Annotated in this window: 29 protein-coding genes; 12 read left to right on the top strand and 17 right to left on the bottom strand. The window is 73.0% G+C overall.

Annotated features, from left to right (window positions below; translation table 11 throughout):
- Window positions 1-2 precede the first annotated feature (2 nt).
- On the bottom strand, window positions 3-2,732 hold the full coding sequence (locus ABNF97_RS06395; protein WP_486484857.1) for a diguanylate cyclase: 2,730 nt from the start codon (window positions 2,730-2,732) through the stop codon (window positions 3-5).
- Between the two features lie 109 nt (window positions 2,733-2,841).
- Here ABNF97_RS06395 and ABNF97_RS06390 point away from each other — a divergent pair, with 109 nt between their 5' ends.
- From ABNF97_RS06390 to ABNF97_RS06380, 3 genes are all read left to right on the top strand, one after another.
- Window positions 2,842-3,456 (top strand): 5-formyltetrahydrofolate cyclo-ligase, encoded by a 615-nt coding sequence (locus ABNF97_RS06390; protein ID WP_130465089.1) that lies wholly within the window; start codon window positions 2,842-2,844, stop codon window positions 3,454-3,456.
- Between the two features lie 128 nt (window positions 3,457-3,584).
- Window positions 3,585-3,995, top strand: coding sequence for an FmdB family zinc ribbon protein (locus ABNF97_RS06385; RefSeq protein WP_130465090.1), 411 nt, complete (start codon window positions 3,585-3,587; stop codon window positions 3,993-3,995).
- 184 nt (window positions 3,996-4,179) lie between these two features.
- Window positions 4,180-4,881 (top strand): hypothetical protein, encoded by a 702-nt coding sequence (locus tag ABNF97_RS06380; RefSeq protein WP_130465091.1) that lies wholly within the window; start codon window positions 4,180-4,182, stop codon window positions 4,879-4,881.
- 86 nt (window positions 4,882-4,967) lie between these two features.
- Here ABNF97_RS06380 and ABNF97_RS06375 read toward each other — a convergent pair whose 3' ends face one another.
- Window positions 4,968-5,153, bottom strand: a complete 186-nt coding sequence (locus ABNF97_RS06375; protein WP_130465092.1) for a hypothetical protein — start codon at window positions 5,151-5,153, stop codon at window positions 4,968-4,970.
- 92 nt (window positions 5,154-5,245) lie between these two features.
- Between ABNF97_RS06375 and ABNF97_RS06370 the strand changes: the two genes are divergently transcribed.
- A complete protein-coding gene (locus tag ABNF97_RS06370; protein ID WP_130465093.1) occupies window positions 5,246-5,587 on the top strand; it encodes a hypothetical protein in 342 nt (113 codons plus the stop codon).
- A gap of 58 nt (window positions 5,588-5,645) precedes the next feature.
- On the opposite strand, the gene ABNF97_RS06365 is transcribed toward ABNF97_RS06370, so the two are convergent.
- A complete protein-coding gene (locus ABNF97_RS06365) occupies window positions 5,646-6,134 on the bottom strand; it encodes a DUF2231 domain-containing protein (RefSeq protein WP_130465094.1) in 489 nt (162 codons plus the stop codon).
- 209 nt (window positions 6,135-6,343) lie between these two features.
- Here ABNF97_RS06365 and ABNF97_RS06360 point away from each other — a divergent pair, with 209 nt between their 5' ends.
- Window positions 6,344-6,769 carry a transcriptional repressor gene (locus tag ABNF97_RS06360; protein WP_130465095.1) on the top strand — a complete coding sequence of 142 codons (426 nt, stop codon included), beginning with the start codon at window positions 6,344-6,346 and terminating at the stop codon, window positions 6,767-6,769.
- A gap of 99 nt (window positions 6,770-6,868) precedes the next feature.
- Here the strand turns inward: ABNF97_RS06360 and ABNF97_RS06355 are convergent, their stop codons facing one another.
- The 10 genes from ABNF97_RS06355 to ABNF97_RS06310 form a co-directional block, all read right to left on the bottom strand.
- Window positions 6,869-7,726, bottom strand: coding sequence for a RecB family exonuclease (locus ABNF97_RS06355; RefSeq protein WP_349337934.1), 858 nt, complete (start codon window positions 7,724-7,726; stop codon window positions 6,869-6,871).
- Between the two features lie 265 nt (window positions 7,727-7,991).
- On the bottom strand, window positions 7,992-8,606 hold the full coding sequence (locus tag ABNF97_RS06350; RefSeq protein WP_349337933.1) for a MarC family protein: 615 nt from the start codon (window positions 8,604-8,606) through the stop codon (window positions 7,992-7,994).
- A gap of 40 nt (window positions 8,607-8,646) precedes the next feature.
- Window positions 8,647-9,546, bottom strand: coding sequence for a PHP domain-containing protein (locus ABNF97_RS06345; protein ID WP_349337932.1), 900 nt, complete (start codon window positions 9,544-9,546; stop codon window positions 8,647-8,649).
- 10 nt (window positions 9,547-9,556) lie between these two features.
- Window positions 9,557-10,732 carry a hypothetical protein gene (locus ABNF97_RS06340; RefSeq protein ID WP_349337931.1) on the bottom strand — a complete coding sequence of 392 codons (1,176 nt, stop codon included), beginning with the start codon at window positions 10,730-10,732 and terminating at the stop codon, window positions 9,557-9,559.
- Window positions 10,729-11,439, bottom strand: a complete 711-nt coding sequence (locus ABNF97_RS06335) for a SigE family RNA polymerase sigma factor (protein ID WP_130465100.1) — start codon at window positions 11,437-11,439, stop codon at window positions 10,729-10,731. The genes ABNF97_RS06340 and ABNF97_RS06335 overlap by 4 nt, the downstream gene beginning before the upstream one ends.
- 116 nt (window positions 11,440-11,555) lie before the next feature.
- On the bottom strand, window positions 11,556-12,431 hold the full coding sequence (locus tag ABNF97_RS06330; protein ID WP_130465101.1) for a PH domain-containing protein: 876 nt from the start codon (window positions 12,429-12,431) through the stop codon (window positions 11,556-11,558).
- Between the two features lie 6 nt (window positions 12,432-12,437).
- Window positions 12,438-12,596, bottom strand: coding sequence for a hypothetical protein (locus ABNF97_RS06325; protein ID WP_165436875.1), 159 nt, complete (start codon window positions 12,594-12,596; stop codon window positions 12,438-12,440).
- 119 nt (window positions 12,597-12,715) lie between these two features.
- On the bottom strand, window positions 12,716-13,441 hold the full coding sequence (locus tag ABNF97_RS06320) for a DUF6758 family protein (RefSeq protein ID WP_349337930.1): 726 nt from the start codon (window positions 13,439-13,441) through the stop codon (window positions 12,716-12,718).
- Window positions 13,442-13,531: 90 nt separating this feature from the next.
- Window positions 13,532-14,191 carry a TrmH family RNA methyltransferase gene (locus ABNF97_RS06315; RefSeq protein WP_130465103.1) on the bottom strand — a complete coding sequence of 220 codons (660 nt, stop codon included), beginning with the start codon at window positions 14,189-14,191 and terminating at the stop codon, window positions 13,532-13,534.
- 25 nt (window positions 14,192-14,216) lie between these two features.
- On the bottom strand, window positions 14,217-14,756 hold the full coding sequence (locus tag ABNF97_RS06310; RefSeq protein WP_130465104.1) for a hypothetical protein: 540 nt from the start codon (window positions 14,754-14,756) through the stop codon (window positions 14,217-14,219).
- Between the two features lie 675 nt (window positions 14,757-15,431).
- On the opposite strand from ABNF97_RS06310, the gene trxA reads away from it, so the two are divergent.
- From trxA to ABNF97_RS06295, 3 genes are all read left to right on the top strand, one after another.
- On the top strand, window positions 15,432-15,794 hold the full coding sequence (gene trxA / locus ABNF97_RS06305; protein WP_107257700.1) for a thioredoxin: 363 nt from the start codon (window positions 15,432-15,434) through the stop codon (window positions 15,792-15,794).
- A gap of 152 nt (window positions 15,795-15,946) precedes the next feature.
- A complete protein-coding gene (locus ABNF97_RS06300) occupies window positions 15,947-16,387 on the top strand; it encodes a hypothetical protein (protein WP_130465105.1) in 441 nt (146 codons plus the stop codon).
- Window positions 16,384-17,346, top strand: a complete 963-nt coding sequence (locus tag ABNF97_RS06295; RefSeq protein ID WP_349337929.1) for an MFS transporter permease — start codon at window positions 16,384-16,386, stop codon at window positions 17,344-17,346. The genes ABNF97_RS06300 and ABNF97_RS06295 overlap by 4 nt, the downstream gene beginning before the upstream one ends.
- Here the strand turns inward: ABNF97_RS06295 and ABNF97_RS06290 are convergent.
- From ABNF97_RS06290 to ABNF97_RS06280, 3 genes are read right to left on the bottom strand one after another with little or no spacing between them, the layout of a single operon-like run.
- Window positions 17,286-17,729, bottom strand: coding sequence for a thiol-disulfide oxidoreductase DCC family protein (locus tag ABNF97_RS06290; protein WP_349337928.1), 444 nt, complete (start codon window positions 17,727-17,729; stop codon window positions 17,286-17,288). The two genes, ABNF97_RS06295 and ABNF97_RS06290, sit on opposite strands and share 61 nt — an antisense overlap.
- Before the next feature lie 32 nt (window positions 17,730-17,761).
- Window positions 17,762-18,577 carry a sugar phosphate isomerase/epimerase family protein gene (locus ABNF97_RS06285; RefSeq protein ID WP_349337927.1) on the bottom strand — a complete coding sequence of 272 codons (816 nt, stop codon included), beginning with the start codon at window positions 18,575-18,577 and terminating at the stop codon, window positions 17,762-17,764.
- On the bottom strand, window positions 18,574-19,752 hold the full coding sequence (locus ABNF97_RS06280; RefSeq protein WP_349337926.1) for a Gfo/Idh/MocA family protein: 1,179 nt from the start codon (window positions 19,750-19,752) through the stop codon (window positions 18,574-18,576). Before ABNF97_RS06280 ends, ABNF97_RS06285 begins: the two co-directional genes overlap by 4 nt.
- A 302-nt stretch (window positions 19,753-20,054) precedes the next feature.
- On the opposite strand from ABNF97_RS06280, the gene ABNF97_RS06275 reads away from it, so the two are divergent.
- From ABNF97_RS06275 to ABNF97_RS06260, 4 genes are all read left to right on the top strand, one after another.
- Window positions 20,055-21,080: a LacI family DNA-binding transcriptional regulator gene (locus tag ABNF97_RS06275; RefSeq protein ID WP_349337925.1), complete on the top strand. Its 1,026-nt coding sequence runs from the start codon at window positions 20,055-20,057 to the stop codon at window positions 21,078-21,080.
- Between the two features lie 46 nt (window positions 21,081-21,126).
- Window positions 21,127-22,665 (top strand): Rv2578c family radical SAM protein, encoded by a 1,539-nt coding sequence (locus tag ABNF97_RS06270; RefSeq protein WP_349337924.1) that lies wholly within the window; start codon window positions 21,127-21,129, stop codon window positions 22,663-22,665.
- 62 nt (window positions 22,666-22,727) lie between these two features.
- Window positions 22,728-23,135, top strand: coding sequence for a CoA-binding protein (locus tag ABNF97_RS06265; protein WP_130465110.1), 408 nt, complete (start codon window positions 22,728-22,730; stop codon window positions 23,133-23,135).
- A gap of 119 nt (window positions 23,136-23,254) precedes the next feature.
- A complete protein-coding gene (locus ABNF97_RS06260) occupies window positions 23,255-23,833 on the top strand; it encodes a DUF4190 domain-containing protein (protein WP_349337923.1) in 579 nt (192 codons plus the stop codon).
- A gap of 63 nt (window positions 23,834-23,896) precedes the next feature.
- Here the strand turns inward: ABNF97_RS06260 and ABNF97_RS06255 are convergent, their stop codons facing one another.
- On the bottom strand, window positions 23,897-24,751 hold the full coding sequence (locus tag ABNF97_RS06255) for an SDR family NAD(P)-dependent oxidoreductase (RefSeq protein WP_486484990.1): 855 nt from the start codon (window positions 24,749-24,751) through the stop codon (window positions 23,897-23,899).
- Between the last annotated feature and the right edge of the window lie 46 nt (window positions 24,752-24,797).

Below are 24,797 nucleotides of genomic sequence, written 5' to 3'. Positions count from 1 at the left end.
GACTATCGGCCACGGCCCTGGCGCGGCGGTTGTGGCCCGGATAACGCGCCGTCCGGGCCGCCCTCCGCGGTAACCGGTCCGTCCCCGCCCGGGCGCCCCGCTCGGGCCGGTCCGTCCCCGCCCGGACGCCCCGCCCGGGCCGGTCCGTCCCCGCCCGGACGCCCCGCCCGGACCGGTCCGTCCCCGCCCGGACGCGCCCGACCCGGCCAGCCGCCGGCCCCGCCGGACCCGCCGGGCCCGGGCCGGCCACCCGCCCAGGGAAGGCCGTCGTCCGGCGTCGCCGCGCCGGCCCGGACCGGAATCTCCTCGACGGTGGGCCGGCCGCCGGCCGTGGCCATCTGGTAGGTGTCCCGGCCCGCCGCCTTCGCCGCGTAGAGCGCCTCGTCGGCCGCCACCAGCAACTGCGGTCCGGTGGCGGCGTGGTCGGGATAGACGGCGACGCCGATCGACACGGTGACCGGGACCAGGGCCCGGACCGGGGCGACCGCGCCGGGCCGGGGCCGGATCGCCATCGGAGTCTCCCGGACGGCCGCGCCCAGCCGCTCCGCCACCGTCGCCGCGCCCCGGGCGTCCGTCTCCGGCAGCAGCACCACGAACTCCTCACCGCCCTGGCGGAACGCGAGATCCACCTCCCGCATCGCACCCCGGATCCGCTGGGCGAACTCGGCGAGCACCGCGTCCCCGGCCGCGTGCCCGTACGTGTCGTTGACCTCCTTGAAGCGGTCGAGGTCGAGGGCGAGCACGCTGAGCATCCGGCCGAACCGGCTGGCCCGTTCGATCTCCCGCCGGACCGATTCCTTCAGATAGCGGTAGTTCCAGAGCCCGGTAAGCGGGTCCGTCAGCGACAGCCGCTGCGCCTCCTCGTGCATTCGGACGTTCTCCAGCGCCGCCGCCGCGTGGTCGGCGAAGTTGCCGAGCGTGACCAGGTCGACGTCGTCGAACTCGTCCGACCCGAGCCGGTCGTAGAGGGCGAGTACCCCGGCCGCGGTACGTCCGCCGGCCGGTGTCCGGCCCATCCCGAGCGTCAACTTCGGAGGGCCGCTGCCCGACCCCGAGGCCGTACCCGGCCAGCCGGCGGAGGTGGCCGGGCGCAGCGGCGGCGTGGCACTCGCCGGCTCCACCCCCGGATACGGCACCTGGCCGTTGGCGCCGGAGGACGGGAGCGGCACCGCGACGTACGTTCGGCAGCGCGGCTCACGACCGTAGAGACGTGGCCCGTCCCGGTCCAGCCGACCCCGGCGCGGCTCGCCGGTGGCCGCGACCGTGCCGAGCAGTCCCTTGCCGAGCGGTATCCGCAGCGCCGGCGGCTCGCCGTGCCGCTGCCGGTCGTCGGCCGGATGTTCCGGTCCCTCGCCCACCGGGCCGCTGGTGGACGCCGCCCGACCGAGCCCGATGCCGCGCCGGTCGAGACCCTCGGCACACTGAGCGACCAGGACCCCGGTCCTCGGGTCGAGCAGCAGCACCGCCCCGGCCCGGGCCCCGGTCGCCGTCATCGCGGCCCGGAGCAGCAATCGGAGGACCCGGTGCAGGTCGTGCGAGCTGGCCAGGGTGTCGCCGAGCACGGCGAGCTGCTCGCGCAGCTGGTGCCGGCTGGTCACCAGCGCCCGTAGGTAGGACTCCGCCTCCCGGGTCATCCGGTTGAAACTGTCGGCGAGCCGGCCGACCTCGTCCGGTGCCCGGACCGGCACCCGGGTCGCCAGGTCCCCCTCGGCGACCCGGTCGGCGGCCCGGGCCAGCTCGGCCAGTGGCCGGGTGGTCGACCGGGCCAGCCGGCTGGCGGCCAGTACCGCGAACACCCCGGCGAGCAGTACGACGATCGCGAGGGGTCCGTACCGGGCCGCCGGCGGATCGCGGGGCGCCGACAGCACGAGCGGCAGCGGTTGGTCGGGAGCCGGACCGACCCGGCGGACGTACCGGCCTCCGTCCGCCTGGACGATCGTGTCTCCGGAGATCCGCCGGGCGGCGGCGAGCACGGCCGCCCGGGAGCCGTTCGACTCGGTACTCGGCGACTCGGCCCCCTGCCGTCCGCCGTCCGGACTCCCGACGGCGGACGGACCACTGCCAGCGGCCCCGGTATCCGTCGCTGCGGGACCCGTCGCTGCGGGACCCGTCGCTGCGGGACCCGTCGCTGCGGTATCCGTCGGTGCGGGACCCGTCGGTGCGGTATCCGTCGGGGAGGCGACGGAATCCGACGACGGCGGTCCCGGCGAGGTCGCGGCCGGTCCGGGTACGTCCCGCAGCAGCGTCACCGCGGTTCCGCTGGCGGTGGCGAGCCGGCGGACGAACGCCGCGTCGAGGGTCTGCGCCGCCCAGACCCCACCGGTCACCGCCCCCGAGCCGTCCCGCAGGTCCACCCGGGCCGTCAGGGCGCGTGGCGCCGGTCCGGTGCCGGCCGGGCCTGAGCAGGACGCCCAGGGCCGAGCCGGTGCCGCCGGGGTGACGAAGTCGACCGCGCCGCCCGGACCGGTGATCAGGACCGCGTCCGCCAGTCCCCGCGTCACCACCTCACCCGCCGCGCCGGTCCGGCTGGCCGGATCGGAGAGTACGGCCAGCGCGCCGGCGGTGGCGCGCAACTGTTGGCAGATCGCGCCGACCGTCGTACGGACGGCGTCGGCGGCGAGGTTGAGCCGGTGCTCGGCCCGATGGCGACCTGCCGTGGCGACCGTACCGGCGACAGAGAGCGCGCCGACCAGCACCGGCCCGACCACGATGGCTAGGAAGGTGGTGGTCAAGCGTCCACGCAGCGTCACTCGTCCCCCCGGAAACTCCGCACCCGATGCTGCGATGCTGCGATGCTGGCCCAACCCCAATGGTTAACCGGCCTGCCCCCGGGAGTGTTACGTGCCGGATTTTTCGGATGGAGATGCTGGCCCGCGCAAGACCGCGCTCCGGCTCACGATGCTGGCCCGGCGCCGGGCGCTGCCGGCGCCGGCCCGACTGGCCGCCGCCGAGCGCGTCCGGACCGAACTCCGCACCCTGATCCGGCGGGTACGACCCCACCTGATCACCGGTTACGTGCCGGTCGGCAGCGAGCCGGGTGGGGCCGGCTTGCCGGACGCGCTGGCCGACGCGCTGGGCCCCGGCGGGCGACTCCTGCTGCCGGTGCTCCGCTCGGACCTCGACCTGGACTGGGCACCGTACGCCGGACCGGGCTGCCTGGTCGCGGCCGGCCGGGGGTTGCGGGAGCCGGTCACCGGTCGGCTCGGTCGTGCGGCGATCAGCTCCGCCGAGCTGGTCGTCGTACCGGCAGTCGCCGTGGACCGGCGCGGCATCCGGCTCGGTCGCGGCGGCGGCTCGTACGACCGCGCCCTGGCCCGGGCCGCTCCCGGTGCCCTCACGGTGGCGCTGTTGCACGACGGCGAGTTGATCGATTCGGTTCCGGCGGCAGCTCACGACCGTCCGGTACGGGCCGTGCTCACCCCCACCGGTGGCCTCCAATCCGTGGGGTCCGGTTGACGGCTCGGCGGTCGGGGTGTCGCAGAGTCGGCCCGGAGACCTCGGCTGGACGAAAGCGGGTACGATGCCGCACCATTGGCACTCGGATACGTCGAGTGCCAACTGGCTTGCAAGATCCGGAGGGGACCGTGCCCACCTACCAGTACGCCTGCACCGAGTGCGGCAACCAGCTCGAGGCGGTGCAGTCCTTCACCGACGAGCCGTTGACCGAGTGCCCGGCGTGCGAGGGTCGCCTGCGCAAGCTCTTCAACTCCGTCGGCATCGTGTTCAAGGGCTCTGGCTTCTACCGGACCGACTCCCGAAGCAACAGTTCGGAGGGTGGTGACGGCTCCGCGGCACCCAAGTCCGACGCGTCGAAGAAGAGCGACTCCGCGACGACCGGCTCCGGCGGCGACTCGGGCTCGGGCTCGGGCTCGGCCAACGGCGGCACGTCCGGCTCCGCCAACGGCGGCGGAGGATCCGGCTCGGTCCACGGGACGTCGAGCGGGTCCGGCAGCAAGCCGAAGGCGACCTCCGCCTCCTCGACCAGCACGACCTGAGCACCTCCGACGGTGCTGGCGGCGCCGGCTCACCGGGCCGACCCGGCCTTCAAGTTATCCACACCCCTCCGAGTTATCCACAGGGTCTGAATCGTCTGCCGCCGCTTCGGAGTGCCCTCGCCTAGCCTGCTGCGCACCGGACGACGCCGACTCCACCGGCGCCGCCGGGCCGAGGAGGTTCGCCGTGGCGCTCGACCGTACGCCCACCCGTGGCGATGCCACGCTGAGCCCGACCCGCTGGTCACGTCCGCGTGCCGGCTCGACACTCCGCTGGATGCTGGTCGCCGCCCTGCTGGCGCTCGCGCTCGGCGCGCTCTACCTGCGCCAGCCGGCAGCGTCCTGTCCCGTCCCGGTCGCCGGCTCCCCCGGCCGGGTCGGCACCGCCGCGGACGTGGCCGGCTCCGGCCGGTCCGACGGACCGCCGTCTCCCGGGCCGGGCGGTGCGACTCGGACGCCCTGGCCGGGCGGTGCGACTCGGACGCCCTGGCCGGGCGGTGCGACTCGGACGCCCGGGACCGGACCGGCGACCCGGCCCAGCGGGTTGCCGGCTGGGCCAGAGGGCTCGGCGACCCCGGGCGGCGGCTCGGGGGTGCCGGTGCCGGCGGGGACGGTGGGGGTACCGATCCGGCTTGCCGAGCCGGCCGCGCTGACCGTGGCCCGACCGGGAGCCCGGGTGGATCTTCTCGCGGCAGCCGGCGGTGACCAGGCGGGCAGGGCACCGAAGCCGACCGTCCTGGCGACCCGGGCACTGGTGCTCGACGTGCTCGGCCCCGGCCAGACCGACGGCGCGGCCAGCGCCATCTACCTGGCGCTCCGCCCCGATCAGGCCCACCGCGCGGTCGGGATGCCGGAATCGACCCGCTTCGCCATCATCGTTCGTTCGTAGCCACCGCCACACCGCAGCCCGTCGCCGTCCCAGGCGCGGTGGCGCACACCGCCCAGTCGCCGGCCGGCCAGTCCAGTCTCCGCCGATCAGTCCCAGTGTGGTGGGCGCTCGGCCAACAGCCGTTCGTCGTTGGAATCCGGCCGCTCGCCCCAGCCCCGGTCGGTGTCGTCCACGGACTGCTCCGGCAACACCGGGCGGTCACCGGTCAGCGAGACCGGCCGATCACCGTCCCGCCCGACCCTCGTGGCGTGCTGCTTCTCCGTCCCCGACACCCGGCAAGCGTACCGGGTCGGCAGGTCGACAGATCCGCCGGTGACTGCCGGCGAGGCGCCGGAAACCACTCGGGTTGGTAGCGTCGGACAGCGTGACGACGCAGAGCGGAAACTCCGCCGATGACGCCTTCTGGCGTCGACCCACCGGGCCGCCCGCCGACTCCCCGGAGTCCGCCGCGGCGTCCCCGGCGCCGCCACCGGTACGACCCGAGATCCACTACCCCGGCCCGCCGCCGAGCAGTGCTCCACCGCCGGGCTGGCGTCCACCGCTGCACGTACAGCCGGCACCGCCACGACCGCTGCCGGCCCAGGACCACCTCGCCCTGGACGCCGAGGAGGGGAACGCGCGGACGCTGACCTACGGCATCGGCCTGGTGGGCGGCGCGGTGGTGCTGGTGCTGATGTGCCTGCTCTGCTCGCGGGCGTTGTTCTGACCGACCGAACGCGTCCTGAACGACCGGACGCGCCGGTCGGGTCGCCGGATGGGTGGGGTCAGACGACGCCCTGCCAGACCGCCTCGGCGCCGGTGTCCCCGGTGAGGTAGACGTACCAGACGTTCACCGCGGCGAGCACCACCACGACCGCGCCGAGCAGCAGGCCCAGCCAACCGGGCACGGACCGGGCCCGGGCCCGGGTGCCGGTGACGGCGAGGAGCGCGAGCGTCACCACGCCGAGGGCGAGACTCCACCGGAACGTCAACTCGCCGTAGCCCTGGTGCTCCACCACCTTCTGAAGGATCTCCGGGCCGTAGTTCTTGGCGATCAGCACCTTCTGCAGTTCCTCGCCGGACCGCATCGCGAAGAAGGCGGAGGCCGGTGCCGCCACCGCCAGTACCGCCGCCGCCCAGTCGAGCCGGCTGCGGAACCGGGACCGGGCCAGTACGGCGTACCCGGTGGAGACCAACGCGAGCAGCGGCACGAAGACGACGGCCGCGTGCACCAACAGCACGTGTGCGGGGAGACCCATGACTTCCCTGAACACCGACGCCTCCTTCTGCCTCTCCCGACGGGAGACCCTGAGGGTACGAAAATTCGGTCACGACATCCGCGACCTACCCCGGTACACGAGGATCGAGCCGGACCGGTTCACGCCGGTTCCATCACCGGCGCGACGCCGTACGCCTGTGGCGGTGGCCACGATCGGCCCGCGTCCGCCTTGTTGGGGTCCCATCGACGTGCTGTGATAGTGGAATGACTGGCGAGGAACTGCTCCGGTCGAGGGGCCTTCGGGTCACCCGGCCGCGCCTCGCCGTTCTTGAGGTGTTGGCGGCCGGCGGGCACCTGGAGGTGGACGAGATCACCCAGCGGGTCCGGGAACGGCTCGACTCGGTCTCCACCCAGGCGATCTACGACGTGCTCGGTGCGCTGTCCCGGGCGGGGCTCTCCCGCCGGATCGAGCCGGCCGGATCGCCCGCCCGCTACGAGGCGCGGGCCGGCGACAACCACCACCATGTCGTCTGCCGGGGCTGTGGCGAGATCGCCGACGTGGACTGCGCGGTCGGCCCGGCACCCTGCCTGGCGCCGGTGACCGCGTACGGCTTCGAGGTCGACGAGGCCGAGGTCACCTACTGGGGCCTCTGCCCGAGTTGCCAGTCACGCCGTGCCACCGACGACTGATCCCGTCACCGACGGCTGATCCGCCACCGCCATCCATCACCGACGGCTGATCGCCACCGACGGCTGGTCGCCACCGACGGCTGATCCGCCACCCGCGCGTCAGGCCGCTCCGGCGGGGCCGCCCGGGTCGGCGGGTGCGAGTGCCCGCTCCACCGCCGACCAGGGTTCGCGGTCGGGGGCGTCCGCGCCGGCCGGGCAACTGCGGCGGTAGTCGCACCAGCCGCACCGGATGCCGGGCGCGACCGGGAAGGCCTCGTCCGGGTCGGTGCCGTCGGCGACCGCCCGCTCGGCGGCGATGATGTCCCGCGCCGTGTCCTCGGCCCGGCCGAGTTGCCGGGCTAGCGACTCCTCGGTGTGGTCGTGCCCCGCCACCGTCCGGGTCGGCAGGTGGTGCAACTCGACCCGGCGGCAGGGCTTCCGGAAGACCCGCTCGGCGGCGTAGGCGTAGAGCGCGAGCGCCTGGGAGCCACGGGCGTCGTCGGCGTCGAGACCGCTCCGCCCGGTCTTGTAGTCGACGATCACCAGCTCCGGGCCGTCCGGGCCTGGACGTGCGTCGATCCGGTCGGCGCGGCCGTTGAAGGCCAGCACGGCGGTCTTGACCGCGACCACCCGCTCCACCCCCACCGGCTCGTCGGCGGGGTCGAGCGTCTCCACGTAGGACTCCAGCCACTCCAGGGCCCGGCGGAAGACCGCCCGCTCCTGCTCCTCGTCGCGGTAGCCCTCCCGGACCCAGGTGCCCTTGAGCAGGGTCGGCAGCGCCTCCGGGCGGCGACGGTCGGGGGCCGACGCATACCAGTTGCGCAGTGCGGTGTGCACACTCGCGCCGAGCGAGTTGTGCGCCCAGGGCGGCCCCTTGGGCGGCGCGGGCCGGTCGACATAGGAGTAGCGGTAGCGGCGAGGGCAGTCCGTGTACGCGCCGAGCCGGCTCGGCGTACAGACGAAGAGGCGCTCGGGCATCCCCTCGAATCCCAACTGCTCCGGCTGGGCGCCGCGCGGTCGAGGAGTCTGTTTGCCGGCGGACAATCGGCTTTTGCCGGCGGACGATTGACTTCTGCCGGCGGACGATGGCCTTCGCACGCCCCGATCCTGCCATGCCGGTCCGACACTCCGGCGCCGCCGGACCACGAGCCGAAGAGGCCCCACCGGGAACGGCGGCATCGGGAAAGCTGCGAGCATCGGGGAGGGCGGGCGTCCGGACGGGCAGAGCAGCGGGAAGGGCCGGTCAGGAGGTACCGAGGTGTGCGGTGACGAAGGCGGCGACCGCGTCGGCGATCAACTGCACCGCGATCGCGGCGAGCAGCAGCCCGGCGATCCGGGTCAGCACCTCGATCCCGGCCGGTCGGAGCACCCGGACCACGATCCCGGAGAAGCGCAGAATGAGCCAGACCGCGACCATCACCGCGACGATGCCGACCGCGATCGCCAGGTAATCCGCCGTACCCTCGGCCCGCTGCACGAAGAGCATGGTGGCGACGATCGCGCCGGGACCGGCCAGCAGGGGCGTACCGAGGGGCACCAGCGCGATGTTGGAGGTGCTCTGTTGGCCGGGGTCGTCGGTCTTTCCGGTGAGCAACTCCAGCGCGACCAGCAGCAACAGCAGTCCACCGGCGCCCTGCAACGCCGGTAGGTCGATGTGCAGGTAGTCCAGCAGGGTCTGGCCGGCGACCGCGAACACGACGATCACCCCCAGGGCGAGCGCCACCGCCTGCCACGCGGCGCGCACCCGGTCCCGGGCCGGCATCTGGCCGGTCAGGGCGAGGAAGATCGGCACCATGCCCGGCGGGTCTGTGATCACCAGCAGGGTCAGCAGGACCTCGCCGAGCAGCTTCATGTTCACGTGATCACGTTAGCCGGGCGCCGGGAGGGGGCGGCCGAGGTCAGTCCGGGTCGGTGAGTACGCCGACCCCGGTGGCCGCGGCAAGGATCCGCTGGTACGCCCCGACCTCGGTGGTGTGCGCGCCGAGCCGCACGGTCTTGTGCGCGCCGTGGAAGTCGGAGGAGCCGGTGACCAGCAGTCCCAGCTCGGCGGCGAGGGCCCGTACGGCATCCCGTTCGGCCGGGGAGTGGTCCTCGTGCTCCGCCTCCAGCCCGGCGAGCCCGGCCGCGGCCAGCTCGACGATCAGCGAGTCGGGCACGATCCGTCCCCGGCGGGTCGCCCGCGGATGTGCCATCACCGGCACCCCGCCGGCCTGCCGCACCAGCCGGACCGCCCGGAACACCTCGATGTCGTCCTTGGGCAGTCGGTAGCGCTCGCCGAGCCAGTTCGGGGTGAACGCCTCGGCGGTCGTCGCCACCAGGCCGGCCCGGATCAGCGCCCGCGCGATGTGCGGCCGGCCCACCGTGCCGCCGCCGGCAGCGGCCCGGATCTCCGCCCAGTCGACGTCGATGCCGTCGGCCCGCAGCAGCTTGACGATGCGTTCGGCCCGTACCTCCCGGGCGGCGCGAACCCGGGCCAGTTCGGCGGCCAACTCCGGCGACTCCGGGTCGAAGAGGTAGCCGAGCAGGTGCAGCGGGATCGGCGGCTCGGTGCCGTACCAGCGGCAGGAGAGTTCGGCGCCCCGGACCAGGGCGAGTCCCGGCGGCCGGGCGGCGGCGGCCCGCTCCCAGCCTCCGGTGGTGTCGTGGTCGGTGATGGCCAGCACGTCGAGTCCGGTCGCCCGGGCGGCTCGGACGAGTTCCTCGGGGGTGTAGGTGCCGTCGCTGGCGGTCGAGTGGGCATGCAGGTCGATCCGGAGCCGGCGACCGGTGTCGGGCGCCTCGGGCTGGCGGGACGTCACCGGGCCGAGGTTACCGGCCGCCGGCCAATGCGGTCAGCGTCGGCACGAGCTGCCAGTCCTGCGACACGCCGTCGGGCAGCGGTACGGTCTCCTCGGTGCCGTCGGTACGGCAGCGGACGACCTGCTCGCCGTCCCCTCCGGTGACCACCGTCCGGTCGTCGGCCCAGACCGGCGGCCCGGCACCGGCGGCCGGGCAGGAGAGCGTGGTCCGCCCGCCGTCCAGTGCCCGGTCGACGTCGACGAGCACGACCTCGGCACCGCGCCGCTCGGCGAGCCAGCGGCCGCCCGGGGCGAGCGCGCCGTCGGACACCTCGGAGCCCAGGCCGAACCCGCACCCGCCGGTACGTACCGGTTGCAGTTTCCCGTTGGTCGTGGCAAGCCTGGCCAGGCAGCGTCCGGTGCCGTTCGCCGCTCGGACCAGCCCGATCAGGCCGTCGCCGCGTACACCGTAGATCGCGGTCACGTCGGCGTTGCGGGGCGACGTCCGACCCCGCCCGGCCAGGTCGACGAGGCCGTAGCCGCGGGATCCGTCGGAGACCACCACCCGGTCGGCGGTGACCGCGACCGGCCAGGTGCCGGCCGGCACCTCGACGTCGCCCATCAGGGCGAGCCCGGTCGCGCCGACCCGGGCGAGGTACAGCGTCGTGTCGAGCTGGAAGGCCAACCGGTCGCCGTCGGTGCTCAACGCCCACCGGTCGTTCTCGCCGCTGAGCGCCACCGAGGTGCCGTCGGGTCGGAGGAACCTGACCTGCTTGGCCCCGGCGTACACCCAGCCGCCGGGCACCCGGTAGATCCGGGTCACCTCGCCGACGCCGGCCAGGCTCAGCCGCCGGCCGTCGGTGGTCCAGAGCTGTGCACCGCTGCGGATGTCGAGCCCGACCCTGGTGTCCCGGCCGGGGGTCGGCGGCTCCACCGGCCCGACCGTCACCTCGGCGAGCGAGTCCACGTCGAAGCCGGCGGCGGTCCCGGCCGACGGCCGGTGTGGCAGCCAGCGGCCGAGCGATGCGGCGCCGGCGGTGACCAGCACCAGCGCGGCCGCGACCGCGACCAGCGAGCCGACGGCCCGGCGCCGGCGGCTGACCCGGCCCCGCCGGATCACGGTGCCGGCCGGGTCGTCGGCCACCGGCGGTGTCTCGACCTGGGCGGCGAACATGTCGCGCAGCGCATCTTCCAGCACGGCCGTCACGCTTCCGCTCCGACCGCCGGAACGGGCGGGGCCGGCACCGCCAGCGCGGCCGGCCGCCGGGCGCCGACCTGGCGCGGTCTGGGCAGCTCCGGCAGGGTGCCAGGAGGTTGGCCGAACGCCTGCTGGGCGGGTGCGAAGCGACCACCGTCGGCGCCGGCCTCCGCGACGGGTGCCGAGGCCAGCCCCTCCTCGCCCTGCGGCGCCCCGCTACCGGCCTCGCCGCCGAGCCGGCGCCGGAGCGTGGCGAGGGCCCGGGAGGTCTGGCTCTTCACCGTGCCGGGCGAGATGTCGAGCAGAGCGGCCGTCTGTGCCTCGGAAAGATCCTCGTAGAACCGGAGCACCAGCACGGCCCGCTGCCGAACCGGCAGGGTACGGACGTGTCGCCACAACCGGTCGCGTTCGAGCTGCTCCTCGATCTGGTCCGGTGCGGGTCGCTCGGGCAGCACCTCGGTGGGGCGCTCGCCGTGCCAGCGCCGCCGCCACCAGCTGGTTGCCGTGTTGATCAGGACTCTTCGGGCGTACGGCTCGACCGCCTCGATCTCACCGAGCCGCTTCCAGGCCAGGTACGTCTTGGTCAACGCGGTCTGCAACAGGTCCTCGGCGGTCGCCCAGTCCCCGGCCAACAGGTACGCCGTACGCAGCAGGGCCGCCGAGCGGGCCGCGACGAACTCGCGGAACTCCTCGTCCACCGAGTGCTTCGGCGCCACTGCCGCCTCCCCCCGCCGGTGCCAATTGGAAAGGCTGCCACAAGCCGTACCCGCAGGTCTACGGCGGAAAGGTGCGAGTCAGCCCGATGTTCGGGCAGGAGATGCCGGGCCGGGCGTCAGGCGCCGTCGTCGGCACTGGCCTCCTCGGCCTCCTTGCCCAGCCGGGCCTCGACCGCCTGCGGCTCGTACATCTCCTCGACGACGCGCAGGTAGAGCTCGTTGGGGTTGGGAAGATACTTGATCTCCCGGAGCGCCTGTTCCTGACCGGCCGACTCCAGTACGAAGGTGCCGTAGTTGAGGGCGCGGCCGAGCGGGGACTGCTCGTATTTCATGTCGGTGACCCGCAGCAGCGGCATCATCGCGACCTGGCGGGTGATGATCCCGTTGACCACCATCACCCGCTTGTTGGTCAGGATGAACCGGTCGAAATACCAGTCCGCCACCCTCCAGGCGACCCAGCCCATGATGCCGAGCCAGATCAGCACCGCGACGGTGGTCAGTGCGCCGACCTCCTGGCCGGCGAGAAAGCCGGAGAGGTAGCCGAGCACGAAGGTGGCGAGCAGCCCGACGAGCAGCGGGGTGGCGAGGTAGATCTTGTGCCGCTTCCACTCGCCCCGGTAGCGCTCGGTCGGGAAGAGGTAGCGGGCCACCAGCGAGGTCGGCTCGTCCTCCAGCGGCAGGACCCGGCGCGGGCCCAGCGGCATCCCCGAGGCGTCGACCCGGAGGCCGGCGAGTTCCTCCTCGGAGATCTCCGGGCCCTGGTCCGGATCCCGGACCCAACCCCGGGTGCCGGCCCGGCCCTCGCCGTAGCCGATGTCGTCCGCGTAGGCAGGCCCGTCCGAATAGGAGGGCCCGTCGGAGTAGCCCGGGCCGGTGCCGAACGCCGGCCCGTCGTCGGGTTGGACCCGGGGGATCGGCTCGGTGTCCCGATCGCGCCGTCGGCGTTCGTCGTCGTCCTCGGGCTCGGGGGGTTCACCCGACGGATTGCCCATGGACGGTTAAGCGACGAGGTCGGTGAAGAAGTCGCCGAAGCCCTGGGCAACGTCCAGCAGGCTGCCGCCGAGCGACTTGAAGACGTCGGCGGCGGAGGAGGGCTGGTAGGCGATGAAGAAAACCAGGAAGGCGATACCGCCCCAGGTGAGGACCTTTTTAACCATGGCGGGCCATCCCTCCGTGCGGCACCGGGTTGCGAACCCCGGCAAAACCCAGAGTATCAGTCGGGTGTCCTGTGGGAAATAATCCACATACGCCCTCCGCCCCAGCCTGGCTGGCCATATCAGACCCTCCCGTGCAGGTAGGGGGACGGAGCACCGTACACGAGCTCGGGGGGTGTCCACTCGGTCAGGTCGTGCAGTTCGACGTCTTCCGCGAGGAGGTAACCCGCACTCGCCGGCCAGGCTATCGCATAGAGCCAGATCCCCCGAGCTTCACCGGCGTAGGCACTCCGGTCTGTCGGAGATTTGACCGACCAAAGTGGAGTCGGGTGCCCGCCGGCCCGGATCTTGGCGTGCGCGACCCTTCCGGCGGACCCTGGGCCGGGCTCGGTCAGCGCCTCGGCGAGTTGCGGCCCCGGGTCGACGCCGGTGGCGCCGGCCAGCCGGGTGCCCAGGCCGACGCCGGGCTCCTCGGCGACCAGCACCAGGTCGGCGGGGCCGCCGCCGAGCGGCTCCGGCCCGGTGCAGGCCACCACGGTCGCGCGTACGCCGCCACGATCGTCACCGGCCCAGCCGACCCCGGTCATCATCCAGCCCTGCGGGAGCGGCCAGGGGCACCAGAGCGGCATCGGGGAGCCGGCCCGCGCGCCCGAGGCGCCCGACAGCTCTGCGGAGCCGCGCTGCTCGACGATGTGGTCGACGGCGCTGGCGACGATCTCCGGCCCGATGTGCTCCGCGACGTGCAGCGGGGCGACCGGACCGCAGTCCTGACACCGCCAGGCAGTGTGCATCAGGTCCGGTGGTCGGACCGGACCGCCGCACCGTGGACAGCTGACCGCGACACCCACGAGAACTACAGTCCCCGCACCGGTGCGCCGAGTCAAGGCGAACCGGCCTTTTCGGTCGTTCCGCGTACGGTCGGGACGCCTCCGCCCAGGTCAGCCGGGACTGTCCGGCGGCTGGGCGCCGTAGGCGCGGATCCAGGCATGCATGGCGATCCCGCTGGCCACTCCGGCGTTGATCGACCGGGTCGAGCCGTACTGGGCGATGGAGTAGACCGCCGGGCAGGCGAGCCGGGCAGGCTCGGAGAGCCCCGGACCCTCCTGACCGAACAGCAGTACGCAGCGGCGCGGCAGCACCGCGCTCTCCAGCGGCCGGGACCCGGGCAGGTTGTCGATGCCGATCACCGGCAGGTCGGTGCCGCGACACCAGGCCAGGAACGCCTCGATCGTCTCGTGGTGCCGGACGTGCTGGTAGCGGTCGGTCACCATCGCACCCCGCCGGTTCCACCGCCGTCGCCCCACCACGTGCACCTCGGCGGCGAGGAAGGCGTTGGCGTTCCGGACCACGGTGCCGATGTTGAAGTCGTGCTGCCAGTTCTCGATCGCCACGTGGAAGTCGTGCCGGCGCAGGTCCAGGTCGGCGACGATCGCCTCCCGCCGCCAGTAGCGGTACCCGTCGACGACGTTGCGCCGGTCGCCGTGGCGCAGCAGTTCCGGGTCGTACCGGGGATCGGTGGGCGGCTCGCCCGGCCACGGCCCGACTCCGACCTCCGGCTCGACCTCGACGACCGCCGGCTCGACCTCGACACCCTCCACGGTTGCCGAGGGTACGCACCGGCGGTCAGCCGGTGGAGCGCAGTCCCAGCGCCTCGCCGAGCTGGTCCAGTACCCGGCGCTGGTCCGGATCCACCGGATCGCCGAACGGTCGGGGCCGGCCGTCGGTACCGGCCGCCCGGCAGACCCGGGCCGCGACCGACTGCACCCACTGCCGGTAGGCGGCCGAGTCGGCCGGATCGGCGTGCCGGGCCAGTGTCTCGACCGCGGCCCGGCAGGACCGGAGCAGATCGGCGAGCCCATCGTCGGGCTGCCCGGTACGAACCGGCCCGGAGTGGCCGTCGTCGGACTCCGCGTAGATGGCGGCGACCACCGCCCGGACCAGTTCGCTGTCGAACGACCGCCCGGCGGCGATCCCGTCCAGGCCCGCCAGTCCCTCGGTGACCGCCCGGACCGGGTTGTCCGGCCGAGCCGACGAGGCCGCGACGATCACCCGGCCGGGTAGCCGGACGAGCAGCTGCCAGTCGTCGGGCGGGTAGCCGGTGATGGTGGCTCGCCAGGCACCGTGCGTGGCACCGGGCGAGTCCGGAGATCCGGTGTGACTCATGGCGCCTCCCGGGCCAGCATAAGCCGCCGATAGGCAGAAGGCCCGGTTCCACCCGAAAAGTGGTGGTACCGGTGTCGGCCCTGCCGTCACGCGACCGGCCATATGGTCCGGGCACGGAACCTAGGCCGGCGATGTTGGCGTTCCGCGCGGCGAGCACGGCCGCGTCATGGGTCGAAATCTGGAATCCGGAAGCGTTTGCCGGGTGGCGCCGGGTGGCGAAACCGACCCCGGACGCAATGAGCGGCGGGGCCCTCCCCGGCACCCGCCGCCCACGCTCTGATGGGGAAGATTCTGCCCGACCCGACCCGGTCGACAGAAGAGTCCGACACGAGATGGGGGTCACAGTTACCTTTTTGTAATGTTACGGAACGTGAGCAGATCCGCTCGCCCGGGTATCCGTTATGTCACCTGTTTCCGCTTGCCAACCGGCAGGTTTCCGGATCACACCCGGAGTGGCCAGCGGAAGGCTTGGAAACGCTCCCATAACTGTCGGTAACTAGACTGTGTCAACCTTGTTTCACTCCGCGGGCAGCCGGCCAACCAATAGGTGTCGATGCCCGAAGCGGAACGTGAGCCGCCGCACGAGGACCGTTTCGATCCGCCCCACCGGGGAATTCTGAGAGGGCCGGGTGGGTTTCCCAGTCGTAGGCCAAATTGCGGTGATCGGAGTGATCAATGGCGACCGTTGAGCTGACCACAGCCAACTTCGACGAGGTGACCGAACAACCGGGCATCGTGCTGGTGGACTTCTGGGCGGACTGGTGCGGCCCGTGTAAGCGGTTCGCTCCGGTCTACGAGCGCTCCTCGGAGAAGCACCAGGAGATCGTCTTCGGCAAGGTGGACACCGAGGCGCAGCAGGAGATCGCCGCCAAGTTCGACATCCGGTCCATCCCCACGATCATGGCGATCCGGGACGGCGTGATCGTCTTCGCCCAGCCGGGTGCCCTGCCGGAGTCGGCGCTGGAGTCGCTGATCGAGCAGGTGCAGGCGCTGGACATGGACGACGTACGCAAGCAGCTCGCCGAACACAGCCACTGAGCCTTCCTCGACGAGCATCACGTAGCACGACCGCTCTCCGGCCGGACACCGAACCGGGTGTCCGGCCGGAGCCGTCCCCGTGACCCGTCGGCGCCTGGGCGGCCGAACCGACGGTCCCGGGACTTGCGGCCAGCGCGTAAGGTCTCGAACCGATGGACGCGTTGCCGAGGCGGAGCCGGAACATCCGGGTGGGCCTCACCCTGCTGGCCGGCGCGGTGCTGCTCGCCGGCACCCTCTGGGGCCAGGACGACCACTTCCCGTTCGGCCCCTTCCGGATGTACGCCGGCTCCAACCCGCCGGACGACCCCGCCCCGGACACCCGGATCGAGGGGGTCGACGCCACGGGCGCGGTGGTCGGGCTCGGCGAGCAGAGCACCGGCATCCGCCGTGCCGAGATCGAGGGCCAGCAGGGCCGGTACGAGGCCGACCCCACCCTGCTGCGCCGGGTCGCCGACGCGTACGCGCAACGGCACCCGGACGCACCTCCGATCGTCGAGGTACGCATCGTGATCCGTTGGCACGGCGTCACCGACGGCCGGCCGACCGGCAACGCCGTCGACGAGACGGTGGTCCGGTGGCAGGCGGCCCCGTGAACACGTCGCGACGGATCGGCGCCGCCGTGTCGGGCTGGCTGACCGAGCCGGTCCCCCGGGGCCGGGTGGCCGCCTTCCGTACCCTGGTCTACCTCTTCGTCGCCGCGGACCTGCTGGTCTTCACCCCCTGGATCCGCGACAAGGCCAGCATCCCCGGCGAGTTGTACCAGCCGCTCTTCGTGGGCCGGCTGCTCCCGTTGCCCACCCCGACCCCGCCGCTGGTCAACCTCATCTTCTGGGCGCTGCTGCTGCTCGCGCTCGCCGCCGCGACCGGGCGGGCGCCCCGGGCACTCGGCTGGGCCGTCTTCGCGCTCTATTTCGAGTGGATGGTCATCGCGATGAGCTACGGGAAGGTGGACCACGACCGGTTCGCCTTCCTGGTGGCGCTCGCCGTGCTGCCGACGGTGGGCCGGGCCCGGCACGGGGACCGCACCGAAAGCGAGGCGGCCGGCTGGGCGCTGCGGGTCACCCAGATCGCGGTGGTCTGCACCTACTTCCTCGCCGCCTGGGCGAAGCTCCGGTTCGGCGGGCTGGAGTGGATGACCGGCTCGGTACTGGCCCGGGCGATCATCCGGCGCGGCACCGAGCTGGCCGACCTGATCGCCCAGGTGCCGTACCTGCTGATCGCGGCACAGTTCGGGATCATCGCGTTCGAGCTGCTCAGCCCGCTGGTGTTCGTGGTGTCACCGCGCTGGCGGCAGGCCGTGGTCGGGTTCTTCTACTCGTTCCACCTGGTCACCATCGCCACCATCACGATCTCGTTCGCCCCGCACCTGGTGGCGATGACCAGCTTCCTGCCGCTGGAGCGGCTACGCCCGGTCGAACGGCTGCGCCGGCTCGTCCGCCGAGGTGTCCAACGCGGTGACGGTGACCACCGGGCCGGCGCCCACCTGCACGGTCAGGACGCCGAACCGCTCCCGACGGAGCCACCGGCCGCGCCCTCGCCGGCCGCGCCGTAGAGCCGGTCCCGGGTCGCCTGCGGCAGCGAGCAGGCCGCCGTACCGCCCGGCAGCCGGTGCCGGTTGCGGGCAACCCAGCGGTACGCCGGCCAGGCGAGCAGGCGTACCGGGGACAGTCGAAGGCCGGCGCCGAGCAGCCGCCAGCCGGGGCGGCTCGCGCCGAGCAGCCGAGCGATCGCGTCCGGCCCGGCCGCGCGTACGCCGTCGGTGCCGACCCACCAGACCGCCTCCTCGCACTGCGCGGCGGTCAGCCCGAGCGCGTCGAGGTCGGCGAACTGCCAGGGCAGCACCCTGGCCCCGGTCGGGATCCGCCGCCCGATGAACTCGGCGCAGGTGGTGCAGAAGGCGCAGTCGCCGTCGTACACGAAGGTGGGCTGGTCCATGCCACCAGTCTCCTCCGGCGCGACGGTGCCGACTAATCCACGTGGGCGAGATAACCCGCCAGCGTGCGGTCGAGGATCTCCGGGCCGGGCCGGGCCCACACCTCGGCGTTGAAGACCTCGACCTCGATCGGCCCCCGGTAGCCGGCGGCGTCCACCGCCTCCCGGAACCGGCGCAGTTCCACGCGGCCGTCGCCCGGCAGCGCCCGGCCGAGCAGCACCCCCTCGGGCAGCGGGGTGACCCAGTCGGCGACCTGGAAGCAGGCGATCCGCTCCTCCCGGCCGGCCCGGACGATCTGCGCCCAGACCCGGTCGTCCCACCAGAGGTGGTAGGTGTCCACCACCACCCCGACCGTCTCGGCGGGATGCGGCGCGGCCAGGTCCAGCGCCTGCCCGAGGCTGGACACGACGCAGCGGTCGGAGCAGTACATCGGGTGCAGCGGCTCGATCGCCAGCCGTACCCCGGCGGCGCGGGCGTGCGACACCAACTCGCCGATCGCCTCGCCGACGTGCGCGCGGGCCGCGTCCAGGTCCCGGCTGCCGTCCGGCAGGCCGCCGGAGACCAGCACCAGTACCGGCGCCCCGAGGGTGGCGGCCTCGTCGATCGCGCGGCGGTTCTCGTCGTACCAGTCGGGGGTCTGGAAGAAACCACCCCGGCACAGCGAGGTGACCGCGAGCCCGGACTCGCGCATCAGCGTGGCGGTCTTCTCCAGGCCGTGTGCGAGGGTCTCCTCCCGCCAGAGCCCGACCTGGGTCACCCCGACCGCCAGGCAGCCGTCGACCAGCTCCGGGATCGGCCAGTACTTGGCGGTGGCCTGGTTGAACGAGAACCGCGCCGGGACCGCGCTCATTTGGTGGGTTCGCCGTCGAGGGCCGGGATCTCGATGCGCCGGCCGTCCCGGGCGGAGGCGAGTCCCAGCTCGGCAAGCTGCACGCCCCGGGCGCCCGCCCACAGGTCCCAGCTGTACGGCTCGTCGGCGACGACGTGCCGGAGGAACAGCTCCCACTGCGCCTTGAAGCCGTTGTCGAACTCCTCGTTGTCCGGTACGACCTGCCACTGTGACCGGAAGTCCTCGGTCGCCGGCAGGTCCGGATTCCACACCGGCTTGGGCGTGGAGCCACGATGCTGGATCCGGCAGTTGCGCAGCCCGGCCACCGCACTGCCCTCGGTGCCGTCGACCTGGAACTCGACCAGTTCGTCCCGATAGACCCGGACGGACCAGGAGGAGTTGATCTGGGCCACGATCCGGCCGGACTGTCCGGGCCGCTCGATCTCGAAGATGCCGTACGCGGCGTCGTCGGCGGTGGCGTCGTAGCGCTCGCCGGTCTCGTCCCAGCGCTGCGGGATGTGCGTGGTGACGTGCGCGGTCACCGCCGCGACCCGGCCGAAGATCTGTTCCAGCACGTAGTGCCAGTGCGGGAACATGTCGACGGTGATGCCGCCGCCGTCGGCAGCCCGGTAGTTCCAGGACGGCCGCTGGGCCGGCTGCCAGTCGCCCTCGAAGACCCAGTAGCCGAACTCGCCGCGCACCGAGAGGATGCGACCGAAGAAGCCGCCCTTGACCAGGCGGTCGAGCTTGCGCAGGCCGGGCAGGAAGAGCTTGTCCTGCACGACGCCGTGCTTGATCCCGGCGGCGTCGGCGAGCCGGGCCAGCTCGATCGCCCCGGAGAGGTCCTCGGCGGTCGGCTTCTCGGTGTAGATGTGCTTGCCGGCCTCGATCGCCAGCCTCAGCGCCTTCTCCCGCTGGGCGGTGACCTGCGCGTCGAAGTAGACCTGCACGTCCGGACGGGCCAGCGCGGCGGGCAGGTCGGTGCTCCACTCGGTGAGCCCGTGCCGCTGGGCGATCTCCTGGAGCTTGATCTCACTGCGGCCGACCAGGATCGGTTCCGGCCAGAGCCGGCGACCGTCGGACAGTGCCAGCCCGCCCTGCTCCCGGATGGCGAGCAGTGACCGGACCAGGTGCTGCCGGTAGCCCATCCGGCCGGTCACGCCGTTGAGCACGATGCCGATCGTGGTGCGGCCCATGTACGTCGCCTCCTCAAGGCTGGCTGATCCGCGGGTGCCACTCGTCGAGCGCGCGGGGGTACGTGGTGCGGTGGGGTCGTCCTGGCGCGCGATGGTCGCGGTGGAGCACGCCGTACGTCGGTAAGCGCTTTCCCGGATTACGCTACCGACTCCTTTCCGATTCGGGCAAGAGCCTGCCGGCCCGCCGGTGATCTTCAGCCGCCCGGGTCACCCCGCCCCTCGACGGCCGCGAATCTCCCGGGTCGCGCCGCGCTATTCTCACCTGCAACCGGCCACCGGGCGGTCGGGGAAGGACGCAGTCGATGGCCACTCTGGCGGATGTCGCACGGCGGGCCGGCGTGTCACCCGCCACCGCGTCGAGGATCATCAACGGCAGTCCCAAGCCGGTGACCGACGCGCTGCGCGAGCGGGTGCTGGCGGCGGTCGAGGAACTGCAGTACGTCCCGAACGCGCACGCCCAGCAGCTCGCCCGTAGCCATCGCAGCGCGGTCGGCGTGATCGTGCACGACGTCTCCGACCCGTACTTCTCGGAGATCACCCGAGGGCTGCAACGGGTGGCCACCGAGCACGGCCGGCTGGTCATCATCTGCAACACCTACCGGGACCCGGACAAGGAACTGGAGTACGTCGAGCTGCTCCGGGCCAACCAGGCGGCCGCGATCATCCTGGCCGGCTCCGGTTACCACGACGAGCAGTTCACCAACACCCTCGACGCCAAGCTGCGGGTCTACCAGTCCACCGGTGGGCACGTCGCGGTGATCGGCCGGCACGAGCACAGCGGACACGCGGTCATCCCGGCCAACGAGTCCGGCGGGCACCTGATCGGCGCCGAACTGTACGGCCTCGGGCACACCCGGATCGGGGTCGTCGCCGGGCCCCGACGCCTGACCACCACCACCGACCGGCTCGCCGGGCTGCGCCGGGCCGCCCGGGAACACGGCCAGAAGCTCACCGCACGGCAGATCGTCTACGCCGACTTCGACCGCTCGGGCGGTGTCACCGCCACCGCCACGCTGCTGGAGACCCACCCCGAGGTCACCGCCATCGTCGCGCTGAACGACTCGATGGCGATCGGCGTCCTCGCGCAGCTGAGATCCCGGAACATCGACGTACCGGGCCAGATCAGCGTGGTCGGCTTCGACGACATGCCGATCGCCCGGGACGTGACGCCCGCGCTCACCACGATCCGGCTGCCCCTCGCCGACATGGGAGCCCGGGCCATGACCCTCGCGCTGCAACCTCCCGAGCCGCTGAACACCCCACAGATCGAACACGTCGCCGCGGAGCTGGTCCGCCGGGAGAGCAGCGGACCGCCCGCCGGCCGGTAAGCCCGGCGCGGCGAGTTGCACAGCGGCTCGTACGTATGTTCGAATAATGGCCATGCGCTGGGAAAACCTGACGTCGGCTCCCCCCGACAGCGGTACCCCTCCGGGGGCGGCGCCGGCGGCTCCACCCCTGCCGCTGGCGCTGCCCGGCGCGACCGTCCGCACCTTCGACACCCCGGGCTTCGCCGGGATGACGTTCTACGAGGTGCATGCCAGGTCGATCATCAACCGGGTGCCCGGCGCCTCGCGGGTGCCGTTCCAGTGGACGATCAACCCCTACCGCGGGTGCAGCCACGCCTGCGCCTACTGCCTGGCCGGCGACACCGCGATCCTGCTCGCCGACGGGCGCACCCGGGCCCTGGCCGAGCTGCGGATCGGCGACCAGATCTACGGCACGGTCGCGCAGGGCAACCACCGGCGCTACGTCCGGACCGAGGTGCTGGCGCACTGGTCGACGGTGAAGCCGGCGTACCGGATCGTCCTGGCGGACGGCACCGAGCTGACCGCCAGCGGCGACCACCGGTTCCTCACCCCGCGCGGCTGGAAGCACGTCGTCGCCGCGCTGCCCGGCGAACCTCCCCGGCCCTACCTGGCGATCACCGACAGCCTGGTCGGCACCGGCCGGGCCACGCCCGGTCCCGCCGACATCCCCGTCGGCGGGCTCGACGGGACGATCCTCGGCAGCCGGGCGGCGCTGCGGATCCGCCGGATCGAGCCGCTCGACCGGGAGCTCCAGCTCTACGACATCACCACCGGCACCGGCGACTTCGTCGCCAACGGGGTGGTCAGCCACAACTGCTTCGCCCGTGGCACACATACCTATCTCGACCTGGACGCGGGTCGCGACTTCGACAGCAAGGTAGTCGTCAAGGTCAACGCGGGCGAGTTGGTCCGCCGCGAGCTGGCGGCACCGAAGTGGTCGGGCGAGCACATCGCGATGGGCACCAACGTCGACTGCTACCAGCGGGCCGAGGGTCGCTACCGGCTGATGCCGCCGATCCTGGCGGCGCTGCGCGACTTCGCCAACCCGTTCTCGATCCTGACCAAGGGCACCCTGATCCTGCGCGACCTGCCCCTGCTCCAGGAGGCGGCCACGGTGACCCGGGTCGGCGTCTCGATGTCGATCGGTTTCGTCGACGAGCGGATGTGGCGCTCCGTCGAGTCCGGCACGCCCAGCCCGCGACGCCGGCTCGACGCGGTACGCCGGCTGACCGACGCCGGCTTTCCGGTCGGGGTGCTGATGGCCCCGATCCTGCCCGGGCTGACCGACGGCGACGAGTCGATCGAGGAGACGGTGGCCGCGGTCGCGGCGGCCGGCGCGGTGAGCGTCACCCCGCTGCCGCTGCACCTGCGTCCCGGCGCCCGGGAGTGGTACGCGGGCTGGCTGGCCCGGGAGTTCCCGCACCTGGTGCCCCGTTACCGGACCCTCTTCGGGCGGGGCTCCTACCTGCCGCAGGCATACCAGCGCGAGCTGACCGGCCGGGTCCGGATGGCGGCCCGCCGGTACGGCCTGCACCGTGGCGAGCCGGGCGAGGCCCGCCGGGTGCCGACCCCGGCGCCCGCGGTCGAACAGCTCACCCTGCTCTGATCAGCGGCCCGGCCCGCCGGGACACGGTGGAATGTCGGTGCCCACCGCACTAGTCTCGGGAGGTGCGTAGCCCTCAACAGATCCTGGCCGACGCCCGGGTGATCGCCGTGGTCGGGGCATCCCGCGACCCGGCCAAGCCGGCACACAGCGTTCCCGCGCAGATGCAGCGGCACGGCTGGCGGATCATCCCGGTCAACCCGAAGGCGGACGAACTCTTCGGGGAGCGGGTCTACCGTTCCCTTGCCGAGATCCCGCATCCGGTCGACCTGGTCGACGTGTTCCGGCCGGCCGAGGACGCCGTGCAGGTGGTCCGCGACGCGGTCGCGATCGGCGCCCCGGCGGTCTGGCTGCAACTCGGCATCGTCTCGGCCGAGGCCCGGCGAATCGCCGAGGAGGCCGGCATCGACTACGTCGAGGACCGCTGCCTCGCGGTGGAGCGCGCCACCGGCGGACTCTCCCGGCGTACCTGAGGGTCCCTCCGGAGCCCGGTGCCGCTGCTTCGGCACCATCCGCCACGCGCCATCCCGGACATTTGCCATGAAAGGCGGCGCCGAAGGGTAGCGTTCCCCCGGTAAGGAGGGGAACACCGATGAACAACCCAGGGCCCGGTGAACCGCAGGATCCGCAGGGTTCCCCGACAGGGCCCCCATCCGGCTCTGGCGAACGCGCTGACCAGCCCGGCCAGTACGGCGGCTACCCGGACCCGCCGGGTTACTCCGGCCAGTACGGCTATCCCGGTCAGTACGGCTATCCCGGCCAACCCGAGCAGCCCGGTTACCAGGACCAACCCGGTTACCACGCCCAGTACGGCCACCAGGGCCAACCAGGCCAGTACGGCCACCAGGGCCAGTACGGCCACCACGGTCAGCCGAGCCAGCCCGGTGCCCCGGGCGGGCCCGGCCACTACGGTCAGCCGGGCCGACAGCCCGGCATCAATCTGCTGGCGATCCTCTCCCTCGTCTTCGCCTTTGTCTTCGCGCCGGCCGGCATCGTGCTCGGGCACCTGGCCCGACGCCAGATCCGCAGTACCGGCGAACAGGGCGGCCAGCTGGCCACCTGGGGACTGGTGCTCAGCTACATCTTCACCGCGCTCTACCTGATCGGCTGCTGCGGCTGGCTGGCCCTGGTGAGCTGGGCCGGCGCGGAGGGCGACGGCGGCGCGTACTGATCGAGGGGCCGTGGCGACGACGGCGGGCCCGGATCGCCGGACCGCTCGCGGACGGCGGCCCGGCTACCGGTACTCCGCCTCCCGCACGCTGTTGCCGCCATCCACCACCAGCATCTGGCCGGTGATGTACGAGGCGGCCGGCGAGCACAGGAAGGCGATCGCCGCGGCGACCTCGTCCGGGGTGCCGGGGCGGCCGACCGGGGTACCGAGCCCCTGCTTCAGTTCGGTCATCGTGGACGCCGCGGTGTAGATGGTCCCCGGCGCCACCGCGTTGACGGTGACCCCGTCGGCGATCATCTCCATCGCCAGTGCCCTGGTCAGCCCGACGACGCCGGCCTTGGCAGCCGCGTACGCGGCCTCGGTGGGCAGCGCGTTGACCGGGCCGGCGGTGGCGGCGAGATTCACGATCCGTCCCCAGCCCCGTTCGGCCATGCCGCCGCTGAACGCCCGGCTGCACAGGAACGCCGTGCTCAGGTTGCGTTCGATCTCCCGGTGCCACTCGTCGTAGCTCAACTGGGCGACCGGCCGGAGGATCTCGGGACTCGCCCGGCTCGCCAGTCCGGCGTTGTTGACCAGCACCTCCACCTCGCCGAGCTGCTCGACGATGGCGTCGGCCAGCGCGCCGACCTCGGCTTCGTCGGTGAGGTCGGCGACGAAGCCCGTCGCGCCCAGCTCGGTGGCCCGCTCGTGGATGCGGCGGGTGGTCGAGACGATCGCCACCCGGGCACCGAGCGCGCAGAGCCGGCGGGCGGTCGCGTACCCGATCCCGTCCGGACTGCCGGCGCCGGTGACCAGCGCCACCCGCCCGTCCAGGCGCATCGTCACCGGTTCGGCGTCACCGACCGGCGCTGTCGGCCGGCCCGGGTCGATGCTCTGCGAGACCGTGCCCTGCGAGCCGGTACGGGGCCGGCGGGCCAGCGCGGGGCGCGTGGCGTCCCGACGAGGCCGATTACCGGATCTGTCC

Source organism: Plantactinospora sp. B6F1, assembly GCF_040120695.1.
Classification (GTDB): domain Bacteria; phylum Actinomycetota; class Actinomycetes; order Mycobacteriales; family Micromonosporaceae; genus Plantactinospora.
Note: the sequence above shows the minus strand (reverse complement) of the source record. Positions and strands in the feature narration are given on the sequence as shown.

What these genes read in the sequence shown, in the direction of transcription:
- ABNF97_RS06360 (WP_130465095.1), top strand. Translation starts at nt 6,344, where the DNA reads ATGACTGGCGAGGAACTGCTCCGGTCGAGGGGCCTTCGGGTCACCCGG.
- ABNF97_RS06355 (WP_349337934.1), bottom strand. Translation starts at nt 7,726, where the DNA reads ATGCCCGAGCGCCTCTTCGTCTGTACGCCGAGCCGGCTCGGCGCGTAC.
- ABNF97_RS06330 (WP_130465101.1), bottom strand. Translation starts at nt 12,431, where the DNA reads ATGGGCAATCCGTCGGGTGAACCCCCCGAGCCCGAGGACGACGACGAA.
- ABNF97_RS06325 (WP_165436875.1), bottom strand. Translation starts at nt 12,596, where the DNA reads ATGGTTAAAAAGGTCCTCACCTGGGGCGGTATCGCCTTCCTGGTTTTC.
- ABNF97_RS06310 (WP_130465104.1), bottom strand. Translation starts at nt 14,756, where the DNA reads ATGAGTCACACCGGATCTCCGGACTCGCCCGGTGCCACGCACGGTGCC.
- trxA (WP_107257700.1), top strand. Translation starts at nt 15,432, where the DNA reads ATGGCGACCGTTGAGCTGACCACAGCCAACTTCGACGAGGTGACCGAA.
- ABNF97_RS06300 (WP_130465105.1), top strand. Translation starts at nt 15,947, where the DNA reads ATGGACGCGTTGCCGAGGCGGAGCCGGAACATCCGGGTGGGCCTCACC.
- ABNF97_RS06290 (WP_349337928.1), bottom strand. Translation starts at nt 17,729, where the DNA reads ATGGACCAGCCCACCTTCGTGTACGACGGCGACTGCGCCTTCTGCACC.
- ABNF97_RS06285 (WP_349337927.1), bottom strand. Translation starts at nt 18,577, where the DNA reads ATGAGCGCGGTCCCGGCGCGGTTCTCGTTCAACCAGGCCACCGCCAAG.
- ABNF97_RS06280 (WP_349337926.1), bottom strand. Translation starts at nt 19,752, where the DNA reads ATGGGCCGCACCACGATCGGCATCGTGCTCAACGGCGTGACCGGCCGG.
- ABNF97_RS06275 (WP_349337925.1), top strand. Translation starts at nt 20,055, where the DNA reads ATGGCCACTCTGGCGGATGTCGCACGGCGGGCCGGCGTGTCACCCGCC.
- ABNF97_RS06270 (WP_349337924.1), top strand. Translation starts at nt 21,127, where the DNA reads ATGGCCATGCGCTGGGAAAACCTGACGTCGGCTCCCCCCGACAGCGGT.
- ABNF97_RS06260 (WP_349337923.1), top strand. Translation starts at nt 23,255, where the DNA reads ATGAACAACCCAGGGCCCGGTGAACCGCAGGATCCGCAGGGTTCCCCG.